Source organism: Bacteroides hominis, assembly GCF_033042785.2.
Taxonomy (GTDB): domain Bacteria; phylum Bacteroidota; class Bacteroidia; order Bacteroidales; family Bacteroidaceae; genus Bacteroides; species Bacteroides hominis.
This window is the reverse complement of the sequence record NZ_CP178829.1, coordinates 5,113,400-5,127,735: the sequence shown is the minus strand read 5'-3', so window position 1 is coordinate 5,127,735 and position 14,336 is coordinate 5,113,400. Positions and strand designations below refer to the sequence as shown.

Here is a 14,336-nt window from a genome sequence, read left to right as displayed (position 1 = left end):
GCGAAATGCTTACATTTGTACGCTATATCCTATAATAATGCCGAAAAAGAAACGCAGTAAAGCTTTTTGGAACAATATTAAGTTCAAGTACAAACTCACTATCATCAACGAGAATACGCTCGAAGAGGTGGTGGGACTTCATGTATCCAAGTTGAACGGGCTTTCCGTGTTACTTTCGGTTCTGACCCTGCTTTTCCTGTTTGCTGCTGCCATTATCACTTTCACCCCTTTACGCAACTATTTGCCGGGATATATGAACAGTGATATTCGTGCGCAGGTTGTAGAGAATGCCTTGCGGGTGGATTCTTTGCAACAGCTGGTGGACCGTCAGAATATGTATATCATGAATATACAAGATATTTTCAGCGGAACAGTGCGGGTGGATACCGTACAGTCAATGGATTCACTGACCACTATGCGTGAAGATTCGTTGATAGCCCGTTCCGAACGCGAAGAAGCTTTCCGTCGCCAATATGAAGAGACCGAAAAATATAATCTGACCTCTATTACTTCTCAGCCCGATGTGAACGGATTGATATTCTATCGTCCGACCCGTGGTATGATATCCGATCATTTTAATGCTGAGAAGAAACATTTTGGAACCGATATTGCCGCTAATCCCAATGAAAGTGTTCTGGCTACCCTTGACGGTACAGTCATATTGAGTACTTATACGGCCGAAACCGGTTATCTGATCGAGGTACAGCATAACCAGGATTTTGTATCAGTCTATAAACATTGCGGTTCGTTGCTGAAGCGTGAGGGAGATACTGTGAAAGGCGGTGAAGCAATTGCTCTGGTCGGGAATAGCGGAACGCTCACTACCGGTCCGCATCTCCATTTTGAACTTTGGCACAGAGGACGGCCGGTTAATCCTGAAAAATACATTGTATTCTAATAATGAACGAGATAAAGAAAAAACAAATAGCTATCTTAGGTTCTACGGGCTCTATCGGTACACAGGCCTTACAGGTTATCGAGGAGCATCCCGAACTGTATGAAGTTTATGCACTGACTGCCTATAATAAGGTAGATCTCCTGATAGCTCAGGCACGTAAGTTCCTGCCTGAGGCTGTGGTTATAGCTAACGAAGAGAAATATGTACAACTGAAAGAGGCCCTCAGCGATCTGCCTGTTAAAGTTTACGCCGGTACTGCCGCTTTATGCCAGATTGTAGAGTCCGGTCCTATTGACGTCGTACTGACAGCTATGGTAGGCTATGCAGGGCTGAAGCCGACCATGAATGCCATTCGTGCCGGAAAAGCGATTGCGCTTGCCAACAAGGAGACGCTGGTTGTTGCCGGAGAGCTGATTAATCAGTTGGCACAGCAATACCGTACACCGATTCTTCCTGTCGATTCTGAACATTCAGCCGTGTTTCAGTGTTTGGCCGGAGAGGTGGGCAATCCGATCGAGAAAGTAATTCTGACTGCTTCCGGTGGTCCTTTCCGTACATGTACCATGGATCAGCTGAAAACCGTGACGAAGGTGCAGGCATTGAAGCATCCGAATTGGGAAATGGGAGCCAAGATCACCATTGATTCTGCTTCGATGATGAACAAAGGCTTTGAAGTGATTGAAGCTAAATGGCTGTTTGGAGTACATCCCAGTCAGATAGAGGTGGTAGTACATCCGCAGTCTGTTATCCATTCGATGGTACAATTCGAGGATGGAGCCGTAAAGGCCCAGTTGGGTATGCCGGATATGCGTCTGCCTATCCAGTACGCTTTCTCTTATCCGGATCGTGTCAACTCGTCTTTTGACCGGCTTGACTTTTCGAAATGTACGAACCTTACTTTTGAGCAACCCGATACCAAGCGGTTCCGTAATCTGGCCTTGGCTTACGAATCGATGTATAGGGGAGGGAATATGCCCTGCATTGTCAATGCGGCTAATGAAGTGGTAGTGGCTGCTTTCCTTCGTGATGAAATCAGCTTTCTCGGCATGAGTGATGTGATAGAACAGACCATGGGGCAGGTATCTTTCGTACAGACTCCTACCTATGATGACTATGTGGCAACTGATGCGGAAGCACGCCGGATTGCCCGTGAATTAATTTGTAAATAAATAAATTGTAAATAATCTGATGGAAACATTTTTAATCCGTGCCCTGCAATTGATTATGAGCTTATCTTTGCTCGTCATCATTCATGAAGGGGGGCACTTTCTCTTTGCCCGCCTGTTTAAAGTACGGGTAGAAAAATTTTGCTTATTCTTTGACCCTTGGTTCACACTATTCAAATTTAAACCTAAAAAAAGTGAGACAGAATATGCTGTCGGTTGGCTGCCTTTGGGAGGTTATGTCAAGATTGCCGGTATGATTGACGAGTCAATGGATACGGAGCAGATGAAACAACCCGAACAACCATGGGAGTTCCGCTCCAAACCTGCATGGCAGCGCCTGTTGATTATGGTAGGCGGCGTGTTGTTCAACTTCCTCCTGGCCTTGTTCATTTATTCCATGATCTTGTTTAAATGGGGTGATCAATACATTCCCGTACAGGAAGCTCCGTTGGGTATGGATTTTAATGAAACGGCCAAAGCGGTGGGATTCCAGGACGGAGACATTTTGTTGTCTGCCGATGGAGTGGACTTTGTACGTTATGATCCCGACATGCTCAGTCAGATAGCCGATGCTCGTGAGGTGACCGTGTTGCGTGAGGGTAAAAAGGCCTCTGTATACATCCCGGAAGATATGATGCAGCGTTTGTTGGCAGACAGTGTTCGTTTTGCCGAATTCCGCTATCCTTATGTAGTAGACAGTGTGATGGTCAATTCACCTGCGGCAATGGCCGGTATCCAACAGGGAGACAGTATCATTGCCCTCGATGGAAAGTCGATTTCTTATTCGGACTTCCTGATGGCTATGGCTGACCGAAGAAAGAATGCAGCAGCATTACAGAAAGATAGCATCGATCCGCACCAGATCACGTTGACTTATGTACGCGACGGAAAGACGGATATGTTGACTGTGGTCACTGACTCTGCTTTCAAGATGGGAGTAGTGATCAATAAGTATACAGATCAGCTTCTTCCTGTTATAAAGAAGGAGTATGGCTTTTTCGAATCATTCCCTGCCGGTGCGGCGTTGGGGGTGAAGACGTTGAAAGGTTATGTGGGTAATATGAAATATCTCTTCTCCAAGGAGGGTGCCAAACAGTTGGGTGGTTTCGGAACCATCGGCAGTATTTTCCCTGCAACCTGGAACTGGCACCAGTTCTGGTACATGACCGCTTTCCTGTCTATCATCCTTGCGTTTATGAACATCTTGCCTATCCCTGCACTGGATGGTGGACACGTACTGTTCTTGTTCTATGAAATCATTGCCCGCCGCAAGCCGAGTGATAAATTTATGGAATATGCACAGATGACGGGTATGATCCTGTTGTTCGGTCTCTTGATTTGGGCAAATTTCAATGATATACTGAGGTTCTTCTTTTAGACAGAAGTAACATCTTATAAATAAACTACGAGCTGCAAGTGATTGCGTGATTATTCCGCGGATACTTGCAGCTCGTGGTTTATTATCGTTAATGGTAGTTTTTTATATTTTCAGCATCTTCTTTTCTCTCTCCAGATCCGATTCATCCAACTTGGGTGACGGTACTGTACAGGTTTTTATGTAGTCGCCTTCCTGGCATGTATAGTTATAATAGATCTCTTCTTCCGGTGTCAGTTCCGCTTTGGGAATCAGTCTGCCTTCCATTTTCAGAAATGCGTCTATATCCGTGCTGTCCGATTGCTTCACCAGGACGATTCTCCGCGCTATCGGGTTGTGGTTGTAGTCCAGGCATAGATACAATCCCTTTAGCATGTTGGGATATTCATAATGTGGCAGTTGCAGATAAATGGTGACCATGGCAAACTGTGGCAGTTCCCGTTCGTTGAACATCAGATAGGAGTTTTGATGATTGCTGATGATGCCGCTTCCCCAATGTACCGATTTATAAGCATTGATCATGCCTACCTTGACGTAATCATTATTCTCTGATGCGCAGATCAGATAGGGTTCTGCCTTGAGACTGTCAGTCGATGAAGAGAGACTGTAACTCAGATATGTACCGCTATAATTATACACTTCTTCTACAGACCCCTGCATTTCTTTTTCCAGGAGTTTCAGGAACGTATTTCCCATGTTGTTTGTTTCCTGATCGGGTTCCAGGTCGAACAAGCGCTCCTTCATTCCGCTCAGATTGCCAAGCAGGCGTTTTTTCGACACATTGTTCACCAAAGCCAGTGCTTCGTCCAGTGCCTCTTCCTGTGTTTTGGTTTTTTGCAGATTCAGGTAAGCAGGAAGTACACTCGAATAGAGTGCGGACAACACACTGGGGGCCATATTGATCCAGTCGGCTATTTCCTTCATTTTCACTCCGTTGTTACGGAGGTATTCTATTCTTTTGTATATCTCTTCAAGTTCGTTCATGGTATATCGACACGTTGTTTGCATTGCAAATATATGACTTTTGGATTATATAATCATGATATGAATGTTACATTAATATTTCAGCAGAACCCTGCAGAATATAAATGAAATGAATCCTGCAAATTCATTTTTGCTCTGTCCGCTATGCCCTACATTTGCACCGGATTCAAAAACAAGGAAAAATAGATATAAAATGAAAAAGATTGAATGTATCATTATGGACTGGGCCGGAACTGCGGTCGACTACGGATGTTTCGCTCCGGTGGCCGCCTTCATCAAGGCCTTTGCCGAAAAAGGGCTGACGATTGACGTCGTGCAAACCCGCAAACCGATGGGGTTGCCCAAGATTCAGCACATTCGTGAACTGCTGACTATGCCCGAAGTGAACGAGCAATTCACTGCCCGCTATCAGCGTGACTGGACGGAGGAAGACGTGGTGGAACTGAATCGGCTGTTTGAGAAATATCTTTTTGCTTCTCTGAAAGAGTACACAGATCCTATTCCGGGTGTAATCCCTACCTTGGAAAAACTCCGTGCCGAAGGACTGAAGATAGGCTCTACTACCGGCTATACGCGTGAAATGATGGACGTGGTGCAACCTGCGGCTGAGGCTAAAGGTTATCGTGTAGACTATTGTGCTACTCCGAATCTGCTGCCTGCCGGACGTCCGGCTCCGTATATGGTTTTCGAGAATCTCACAAAACTGGGCGTGCCGTGTCTCGATACCGTGGTTAAAGTAGGTGATACCATTGCTGACATCAAAGAAGGTGTCAACGCTAAAGTATGGAGTGTGGGAATCGTGTTGGGCAGTAATGAAATGGCACTTACTGAGAAGGAGGCCGGCAGTCTGTCCGAAACTGAACTCGAGGCCCGCGTCTCCGAAGTCAAAGAACGTATGCTGGCTGCGGGAGCCTCTTACGTCATTCGTAGCATCGAAGAACTTCCCGCACTGATTCAAACTATTAATTCAAAACTCAATTCTTAAAACGATATGAAACCTTATTTGTTATTAACTCCCGGACCTCTTACCACATCAGAAACCGTAAAAGAAACCATGATGACCGACTGGTGTACATGGGACGAGGATTATAACCTGCACATTGTGGAGGAAATGCGTAAACAACTGGTAGGTATTGCCACTCGCAATACGGAGGAGTACACTTCCGTACTTTTGCAAGGTAGCGGCACTTATTGTGTGGAAGCAGTTATCGGTGCTGCCATCGGAAAGAACGATAAACTTCTGATTTGCAGTAATGGTGCTTATGGTGACCGTATGGGAAATATTGCCGAATATTATCATATCGACTATGATCTCCTTGCTTTTGAAGAAACGGAACAGGTATCGGTAGACTATGTGGACGATTACCTGAGCAATAACTCAGACATTACTCACGTGGCTTTCGTTCACTGCGAAACGACTACCGGTATCCTGAATCCGTTGAAAGAGTTGGCGCATGTCGTGAAAATGCATGGTAAGAAGCTTATTGTGGATGCTATGAGCAGCTTCGGAGGTATCCCGATGGATGTCAGTGAACTGGGAATCGATTTCCTGATCAGCAGTGCCAATAAGTGCATCCAGGGTGTGCCGGGTTTTGGATTCATCATTGCCCGTCGTTCCGAGTTGATGCGTTGCAAAGGAGTTGCCCGCTCACTTTCACTCGATATTTATGACCAGTGGGAGACAATGGAGAAAGGACATGGCAAATGGCGCTTCACTTCGCCCACCCACGTGGTGCGTGCATTCAAGCAAGCTCTTACCGAACTGATTGAAGAGGGAGGAGTAGAGGCGCGCTACCGGCGTTATTGCGAGAATCACCGGGTATTGGTGGAGGGTATGCGTTCGCTGGGATTCAAGACTTTGCTCGATGATGCCATCCAGTCGCCTATCATCACTTCCTTCCTTTACCCGAAAGCAGGATTCGATTTTAAAGATTTCTATACTGCTCTGAAAGCTAAGGGATTTGTTATCTATCCCGGAAAAATCTCAAAAGCGGATACTTTCCGTATCGGTAACATCGGAGATGTACATCCGGAGGACTTTGCCCGCTTGGTAGAAGTTGTGAGAGAGACTGAATACTAATGAATGATTATTGAGTTTTTGTCTTTAACGTAGAAGGTTGTGAAAGCCGCATACTACTCACTACTGCTGCGACAAAAGCAAATCCGCTGCCTGCTATCAGACAGACCGCTGTACTTTTTTCGTGTACTACGAAACTGAAGAGTAAAGCAACCAGCGTTGTACCGAATGTCTGTCCTAAAAGCCGTGCCATACCCAACATTCCGCTGGCTCCCCCCGAACGTTGTGTAGGGGCGGAAGAGATGATTGTACTGTTGTTGGGCGTCTGGAAAATACCGAAACCTGCACCGCAAAGCATCAATCGCAGAATGATACTGATGACCGATGAATCTGCTGTTAATGTAGATAAAGAATAGAGCCCGATGCAGAATAATGCCATACCGATACTGCCCAGTATACCGGGGTGGATGCGCTCCACAAGGTATCCGGCTGCCGGTGCTGTCACCAATGTGGCGATGGGCCACGGAGTCAGCAGCAATCCCGTCATTACTTCGTTGTATCCCAGTGAGTTTTGCAGGAAAAAAGGAAGAGAAACCATAGCCAGCATCTGTGCTGTGAACGAACAGATGGAAGTCAGGATCGATAACCTGAAGATAGGTATTCCCAGCAGGTCGAGCGGTAAAAGAGGGGATGGCTGGTTCAGTTGCCTGTGGACATAATACGTGCCGACAATGGCCAATACAGCCAGTTGGATGGCTATATAATCGTTTTTCTCGTGATGGGCAAATCCGTCCAGTGTATAGATAAGCAGTCCGAAGGTGATAGCGTTGGCTATGGCACTGAGCTTATCGAATTTCCGGTTGGAACGTTCTTCTTTTCTCGGCAGGTACTTGCATCCCAATATCAGGGCTGCAAGTCCCAGAGGGACATTGATGGCAAACAACCAATGCCACGAGGCGATGGAAAGAATGCCGCTTGCCACCGAAGGTCCGGCTGCAGCCGATATGGCCACTACCATGGCATTGATCCCCATCCCTCTTCCTATCTGATTTCGGGGATAGATGGTACGTAACTGGGCAGTGTTGACACTCGTGATGGCTGAGGCGCTGAAGCCCTGGAAAATGCGGGCAAGGGTCAGAGTCCAGAACGAATGGGAGAGGGCGCATATCAGGGAAGTGACTATGAACATGGCAATGCCTGAAAGAAAGATCTTCCGGTATCCGTATATTTCGCCTAACGACGAAAACGAAAGCAGCGATATCACAATGGCGAGCTGATACCCGTTGATGATCCAGGTTGTGACCGCAGGTGAAGTTCCGAAGTCGTGCGAGAGGGTCGGGAGTACTACATTGATGATATTGATGTCGAGCACCGACATACATAAGGCGAAAGAGATGCCGACAACTGCCCAGATGCGGCGATGGAGGGGGAGACCGTCAGTTTCGTCAATTTCCGAAGTTTGTGTAAGCTGAGCCATAAAGAACCTTTTAAAAGAACTGCCACAAAGGTAAACAAAGTCAAGCTTCTTCGGTTTGAGAGGACAATGATATATAAGTTTTTTTAATTCATGAATTTCAGCGAGGCATGTAGCGGAAGTCTTTTTCGATACGGATGACACAGATTTACACTGGATCTTATTGTTGATAATCAGCAAAATGAATCAGCAATCCATGTAAATCTGTGTCATCTGTAGTTCTGCTTCCGATACGCCTTCATGTGTATGTCAGCCTGATAATCCTCTGATTGCTGCTACCTCTGAATTCCAGATGTGGAGAGTAAAGTTCTTGTCTGAAGCGTCCGTCCACCAATACATCTATATAAGGTAGTACGGCAGCCAGTGCCGGATCTGCCTGAATCTCTTCGTACGTATATCCTGTATAGCACCAGATATTCTGTCCTGTCTCTTCTTTTATCCTCCGGATAAGCGGAAGAAACGCTTCCGGGTTGTAAAGGGGATCTCCACCGGAGAAAGTCACGCCATCCAGTAACGGATTCGAATTGATTTCACGGATGATGCAGTCCAGACGCTTTTCTGTCAATTCATCTCCGGCCTGCGGATTCCAACTTTCCGGATTATGACAACCCGGACAGCCGTGCCGGCAACCTGCCAGATAGATGGAATACCGGATACCTTCTCCGTCGACAATCGTTTCCGGATATGTATAAAGTATATTCATGACTTTATTACAGATGCTTCACGCGATCTCTCTCTTCTGCCCGTTTGGCAGAGTTCCACGAACTCAGGTCGCCCGTCAGATAACCTGTGATGCGGCGCATGCGCAGGATATTCTCACTTTGGCATACGGGACATTTATCGTAAATCACTCCCTTGTATCCGCAGTTGTGGCAGGTGTCTACCGGGTGGTTGATAGAACCGTAGCCGATACCTTCGTCAAACATTACTTTTACGATCTTGGCAATGGCGCGTACGTTTTTCTGGGCTTCTCCGTCCAGTTCCACATATGTGATGTGCCCTCCGCGGGTGATGGCATGGAATGGAGCTTCCCGTTTGATCTTTTCTACAATGCTGATCGGTTCTTTTACATCCACATGGAAAGAATTGACATAATAATCGTTGTCTGTCACTCCTTTGATTTTTCCGTATTTACGGCGGTCCATACGGGTGAAACGTCCTGAAAGTCCTTCGGCGGGTGTAGCCAGCACCGAATAGTTCAGATTGTATTTGGCTTTGTATTCATCAGCCACCTTGTTGATTTCCAGCACGGCTTCATAAAGGGTGTCCCATGCCTTCTGGCTGTGTCCGTGTCCCTCTCCATAGAGAGCCACCATGGCATTGTGTCCACCCAGGAAGCCGATACCCAGCGTACCACTGCGCAGCACGTCGCCTACTTGTTCGTTCGGGTTCAGGGCAGCTCCTCCTTTCCATACATCATTTCCCATCATGAAGGGGAATTGGCGTGCCAGGGCTGTACGCTGATATTGATAGCGCTCGTAGAGTTGTTCGGCTATCAAGGTAGCCGTTTCATGTATCGATTCGATGAAAATTTCTTTAGCCTTTTTCTCGACGGCATCTTTATTGTGTCCGTCCTCCGTCATATTTTCTGCTTTGATACGGGCTTCGATGGCAAGGCGCGGCATATTGAGTGTAGTGAACGAAAGGTTTCCGCGTCCCAAAGACGATTTCTCGCCGGCTACGTTCTCAAACACACGTGTGCGGCATCCCATGGTGGCCAGTTCGTAACGGTAACGTTGCGGGTCGTTGGCGTCCCATTTTTCGTTTTGGTTGAACGGGGCATCCAGGAACATGAAGTTAGGGAAGAGTGCTTTTGCCGTAGTGTGGCAAGCTTTCAGGAACAGGTCGAAGTTGGGTGCTTCAAATTTTAATTTACCTTCCATGGCAGCATCGAAATTAGCCATAGCCTTTTCATAATCGGCTTCTGTGTACGATACTCCGTTTTTTATCTTGAATATCTGGATTGGGAATACCGGCACTTCTCCCCTTGTGCCCAGTCCCTCTACGGTTGCTTTCAGTAATTCTTCAATCACCATGCGTCCTTCGGCCGAAGTGTCTGTTCCATAATTGATCGAACTGAACACTACCTGGTTTCCACCGCGTGAGTGCATTGTGTTCAGGTTATGGATAAAGCCTTCCATGGCCTGGTGCGTATCTTTCTGAGTCTGCACAAATGCTTTCTCTATAATTTGGTTCAGATGTTCTTTGTCGATATTGATCTGTAGGGCAGTCAGGGCCATGCGCAATGTTTCGCGTTCCAGTTCCGCTGCTTTGATGGACGACAGATGTTCGGCAATCACTGTACGGATAGCCTTTTCTTCTATTTCTTCACCCTTGTTCATCTGTACATAGAAGCTGATGAATGATGCCAGGTGTTTACGGAATGATTTGCTTACCCCTTTTGCCATAAAGAAGTCGAATGCCGGTATGGCCTGACCTCCGTGCTGTTCGTTCTGGTTAGTCTGGAAAATAATGGTAGCCAGGGTAGCATAACTTTGAATGCTTTGCGGGGTACGTATACTGCCGTTCTTGGTGCGGAATCCACGTTCGAAGAGGTCATCCATGTCATACTGGATACAAGTCGTGGTTTTGGTCGGGTAGTAATCCAGGTCATGGATGTGGATGTCTCCCAATTGGTGCGCCTCGGCAAAACGTTTCGGCAACAGATATTTATATGTATAGTCTTTGGTTACTTCCGAGGCAAATGTCATCATCTGTCCGGCGGGGGTATGACTGCTCATATTGGCATTGCTCAGGTTGACATCGTTTTTATCGATAGCTACGATACCGTCCATCACATGCTTCATCTGAGTCTTTTTGTCTCGTTCGGTGTTTCGCCATTCCCGATAGATGATGTACTTTTTGGCTACTTCCGGACGAACCTTCATCAGCTCTTTTTCTACCAGGTCCTGAATTTCTTCTACCGTAATGGTAGGAGATGCAAATTGTCCGATTACGTTCATCGTGATGTCAGCAATCAATTGCTGTTCATCATTGATTCCTGTGGCACTAAACGCTTTTGATACAGCGTTCTTGATTTTACTGATGGAGAAGTCCTCCCTTTTACCATCTCGTTTGATGATACAAATTTCCGCGTAGTTCATAACTTTAACTCCCGAAAGCTTTAGATTTTTTTTAATATGTTTACTTTTTCAGCAGGTCTTCTGACTTATCTCTCCCTCGCAACGCCTTCCCACGCTGGGCGCAGTGGCATAGTGTGCGGATTCTCAGAGAATTACAGCAGCGGGTACTGTCGCCGATTTGCACAGCGTTCCCTCGTGACTAAACCTCTTTTTAGTGCTGAAATCTGCTACAAAGGTAACAGTTAAAGCAATAAGTTGTTCTTGTTTTAAGAAGAATTTTTGGAGAACTTTTCTTTCTTCCTGATACAGAAAGTTTTCCAAAACGGGAAACTTTCGGGCATGAAATTTAAATGAAGTTTGCTAAAGAATCAGCCAGATAGCTATGATATGCCCTATGCTTCCGCCCAGACAAAACAGGTGGAAAACAGCATGTGTGTAAGGTTTTCGCAACGAATAAAATACGGCTCCCATGATGTAGGAAGCCCCTCCTCCGATAAGCCACCAAAAGGCGGGAGAAGCTCCGATGGCGGAGAGGCAGTCCATCAAAGGTTTCAGGGCTACCAGGATGGCAGAACCCATTCCGACGAAGCAGACTGTTTCAAGATTACTGTGTTCTTTCAGCTTTTTAAAAGCCAGTATGAAGCCTACGATGGCCGACAGCCATACGAAAGCGAATATTCCCCAGCCCCAGCCACCGGCATGGCGCAATACCAATAAGGTAAACGGGGTATAAGTGCCTGCTATGTGCAGGTAGATGGCGCCGTGGTCGAATTTGCGGAGAAGTTCTTTACGGCTGCCGGGTCTTGAACCGTGATACCAGGTAGAACTGATATAGGATGCCAGCATTCCCGCCAGGTAGACCAGCACACAACCTGCCGCCCAATGGGGATGTGGGTTGGTAAGTGCTTTTTCCAACAGAAAATATCCTGCGGTGATACCTAACAGAATACCTGCACCATGACTCAGGGTGTTGGATAATTCTTCGCCGTGTGAATATCGCTTGTTCTCCATTCGTGTGTATATAGGTGATGTGGTAGCAATTTAATAAGATGACCGCAGATTTGAGAGTTTCGACACACCCTCTTAAAATCTGCGGTCATCCTTTCCTTTTTAGAAGTATCTTGTATCAGGCAGCAGATTTATACCAGATGTCCGATCCATTCTTCGCGGTCGCCCGGCAACAGGTCGATTACCGGTACTTCCACCATGGTGTAGCATCCCGGTTGCTGCTTCATCGAAGCGCGTGCCACGCATACCAGTACCTGTGCGGTCAGTGCGGGATTGTTGATGCGCATGTTGAATTCGAACAACTGATTCTGGGTTTTTCCCGATACACCTTTGCGGGTCAGGTTTACACCGTGTCCCATGTCCAAGAGTGCATCCACGCTCGGCACTTGCTTTACGTGGGTTTCGTCGTTCACGAAATAAGCGTCCGATTTGATTGCGGCTGCCACGTCTTCAAATTTATATCCGTCTTTCAGTTCGATGTATACCATGCGGCGGTGGATTCCCGTTCCTGTGGGGATGGTCATTGACAAAGCCGCTTTCACTCCGTCGATTGCTTTCACGGCTACCGTGTGGCCCATGCTCATACCCGGACCGAAGTTGGTGTAAGTGATGCCTTTCGGAGCAATAGCCTCGAGCATGGTGCGTACGATGGAGTCGCTTCCCGGATCCCATCCGGCCGAGATGATCGATACCGCCCCGTGTTCTTTGGCACAAGCACCCAGTTCACGGCGGAGATCTACGATTCCGGTGTGGATATCGAAACTGTCCACTGTATTGATTCCCATTGCGAGGATTTCTTTTGCGTATTTCTCAACGCTGCGGGTCGGAGTACAAAGAATAGCCACGTCTACTCCCTGAAGTTCCTTTATATCTTTAACTACTGCGTAATCATTCAGTTCAGCCGGTTTGTTCTCGGCACCTGCACGACGAACCACACCTGCTATCTCAAAATCGGGAGCCGCTTGGAGGGCTTCCAGCACATAACGACCAATATTGCCATAACCTACGATGGCTGCTCTTACTTTTTTCATCTTTTTATTGGTTTTGTTTAACACATTTCTTTATTTCGGTTGCAAAATTAGTCATTTTCTTTGTTTTTGAGTCTCTTAGGGGTGTTAAAGTTAGTTTTTGTTATTCAAGGTTCGTGAAGCACAATATTTATTATCTTTGCGTTCTGATTATAACCATTATGATAGAATACATCAAAGGCGAGATTGCCGAACTGAGTCCGGCAACCGCAGTTATCGATTGTAACGGATTAGGATATGCCGTTAATATATCACTCAACACTTATTCTGCCATTCAGGGTAAGAGCAGTTGTAAACTCTATATCTACGAAGCCATCCGCGAAGATGCTTACGTTTTATATGGCTTTGTCGACAAGCAGGAACGGGAACTTTTCCTGCTGCTGATTTCCGTTTCGGGCATTGGAGGAAACACGGCCCGCATGATTCTTTCCGCTCTTTCACCGGCCGAACTGGTGAATGTGATCAGTACCGAAAATGCCAATATGCTGAAGACGGTGAAGGGTATCGGACTGAAAACAGCGCAAAGGGTCATTGTCGATTTGAAAGATAAAATTAAAACCGGTGCCATGGCTGCAACTGCCGTGGGAGGTGCTGCCGGTGCTTTGTTGCCGGCAATGAATGCTGAAGTGCAGGAAGAAGCCGTTGCCGCCTTGACGATGCTGGGCTTTGCCGCAGCGCCTTCTCAGAAAGTGGTGCTTGCCATTCTGAAGGAAGAGCCCGATGCTCCGGTGGAGAAAGTCATTAAGCTGGCTTTAAAGAGACTCTGAGAACAGTTCGGCAGTATAAGGAGGCTTATAAGATTTTCTGATACATCCTCAAATCCAGTTTTTTGCCGAACTTTTCCGCTACCTGCCGGATGTTTGCGCAACACTCGAAGCCACATCTCTCAAACAGGCGTATGCTGGCTTCGTTTTCTCCCGAAACCAGTGCCATTATATTGCTGAAGCCTTCTTGCCGGATGATATCTTCCAGTCGGAGTATGGTTTGTTTTCCATACCCCTGACCTGTGAACTCCGGCTTCAGGTAGAGGGTCAGTTCTACCGAAATGCGGAAGGCTTCTCGGGGCTTGAAACGTGCGAAGTAGCAGAATCCGCAGGGAGTTCCTTCGGGAGTTTCAATGATGAACGACCGGTAGACGGGATCGCCTACGGGGATGTAGTTTTTCAGTTCGTCGATGGAGGCGCAGTGTACAAAGTACACCACTGTCGTGTGGAGGGTGTAATAATCGTAGATGTCTTTTACAAAAGGCAAGTCGTTTTCCGTGAGCGTTCTGAGCGTAATATCCATTGCCGTAAAGTTCATT

The 14,336-nt window shown here is 46.8% G+C and carries 13 protein-coding genes and 1 riboswitch; of the genes, 6 read left to right on the top strand and 7 right to left on the bottom strand.

The genetic code is table 11. From position 1 onward, the window contains the following. Nucleotides 1-37 precede the first annotated feature (37 nt). Genes R3O62_RS21600 through rseP form a run of 3 tightly spaced genes read left to right on the top strand, consistent with a single transcriptional unit; the run spans nucleotide 38 to nucleotide 3,442 of the window. Entirely contained in the window at nucleotides 38-898 is an 861-nt protein-coding gene (locus tag R3O62_RS21600) for a M23 family metallopeptidase (protein WP_005821606.1), read from the top strand. Between the two features lie 2 nt (nucleotides 899-900). Beyond that, entirely contained in the window at nucleotides 901-2,067 is a 1,167-nt protein-coding gene (locus R3O62_RS21595) for a 1-deoxy-D-xylulose-5-phosphate reductoisomerase (protein WP_032535443.1), read from the top strand. A 19-nt stretch (nucleotides 2,068-2,086) separates the two neighbouring features. Beyond that, nucleotides 2,087-3,442 (top strand): RIP metalloprotease RseP, encoded by a 1,356-nt coding sequence (rseP, locus tag R3O62_RS21590; protein WP_005808236.1) that lies wholly within the window; start codon nucleotides 2,087-2,089, stop codon nucleotides 3,440-3,442. Nucleotides 3,443-3,544: 102 nt separating this feature from the next. Here the strand turns inward: rseP and R3O62_RS21585 are convergent, their stop codons facing one another. Next, nucleotides 3,545-4,423, bottom strand: a complete 879-nt coding sequence (locus R3O62_RS21585) for a hypothetical protein (protein ID WP_005808233.1) — start codon at nucleotides 4,421-4,423, stop codon at nucleotides 3,545-3,547. Nucleotides 4,424-4,616: 193 nt separating this feature from the next. Between R3O62_RS21585 and phnX the strand changes: the two genes are divergently transcribed. Further along, nucleotides 4,617-5,408 (top strand): phosphonoacetaldehyde hydrolase, encoded by a 792-nt coding sequence (gene phnX, locus R3O62_RS21580; protein WP_005808231.1) that lies wholly within the window; start codon nucleotides 4,617-4,619, stop codon nucleotides 5,406-5,408. Between the two features lie 6 nt (nucleotides 5,409-5,414). Continuing rightward, on the top strand, nucleotides 5,415-6,503 hold the full coding sequence (gene phnW, locus R3O62_RS21575; protein WP_005808229.1) for a 2-aminoethylphosphonate--pyruvate transaminase: 1,089 nt from the start codon (nucleotides 5,415-5,417) through the stop codon (nucleotides 6,501-6,503). A gap of 7 nt (nucleotides 6,504-6,510) precedes the next feature. On the opposite strand, the gene R3O62_RS21570 is transcribed toward phnW, so the two are convergent. From R3O62_RS21570 to R3O62_RS21550, 5 genes are all read right to left on the bottom strand, one after another. Then, nucleotides 6,511-7,917, bottom strand: a complete 1,407-nt coding sequence (locus R3O62_RS21570) for an MFS transporter (RefSeq protein ID WP_317472504.1) — start codon at nucleotides 7,915-7,917, stop codon at nucleotides 6,511-6,513. A 235-nt stretch (nucleotides 7,918-8,152) separates the two neighbouring features. Then, nucleotides 8,153-8,617: an anaerobic ribonucleoside-triphosphate reductase activating protein gene (gene nrdG / locus R3O62_RS21565; protein ID WP_005781186.1), complete on the bottom strand. Its 465-nt coding sequence runs from the start codon at nucleotides 8,615-8,617 to the stop codon at nucleotides 8,153-8,155. A gap of 7 nt (nucleotides 8,618-8,624) precedes the next feature. Beyond that, the gene (locus tag R3O62_RS21560) at nucleotides 8,625-11,018 is read right to left on the bottom strand and encodes an anaerobic ribonucleoside triphosphate reductase (protein WP_317472503.1); all 2,394 of its coding nucleotides are present in this window, start codon (nucleotides 11,016-11,018) and stop codon (nucleotides 8,625-8,627) included. 32 nt (nucleotides 11,019-11,050) lie between these two features. Continuing rightward, a riboswitch (cobalamin riboswitch) is annotated at nucleotides 11,051-11,234 on the bottom strand. Nucleotides 11,235-11,357: 123 nt separating this feature from the next. After that, nucleotides 11,358-12,008, bottom strand: coding sequence for a PAQR family membrane homeostasis protein TrhA (gene trhA / locus R3O62_RS21555; RefSeq protein ID WP_032531947.1), 651 nt, complete (start codon nucleotides 12,006-12,008; stop codon nucleotides 11,358-11,360). Nucleotides 12,009-12,136: 128 nt separating this feature from the next. Then, nucleotides 12,137-13,036, bottom strand: a complete 900-nt coding sequence (locus tag R3O62_RS21550) for a diaminopimelate dehydrogenase (protein WP_005821599.1) — start codon at nucleotides 13,034-13,036, stop codon at nucleotides 12,137-12,139. A 158-nt stretch (nucleotides 13,037-13,194) separates the two neighbouring features. Here R3O62_RS21550 and ruvA point away from each other — a divergent pair, with 158 nt between their 5' ends. After that, the gene (gene ruvA / locus R3O62_RS21545) at nucleotides 13,195-13,800 is read left to right on the top strand and encodes a Holliday junction branch migration protein RuvA (protein WP_005781178.1); all 606 of its coding nucleotides are present in this window, start codon (nucleotides 13,195-13,197) and stop codon (nucleotides 13,798-13,800) included. A 25-nt stretch (nucleotides 13,801-13,825) separates the two neighbouring features. On the opposite strand, the gene R3O62_RS21540 is transcribed toward ruvA, so the two are convergent. Beyond that, a complete protein-coding gene (locus tag R3O62_RS21540; RefSeq protein ID WP_032542745.1) occupies nucleotides 13,826-14,335 on the bottom strand; it encodes a GNAT family N-acetyltransferase in 510 nt (169 codons plus the stop codon). Nucleotide 14,336 lies beyond the last annotated feature (1 nt).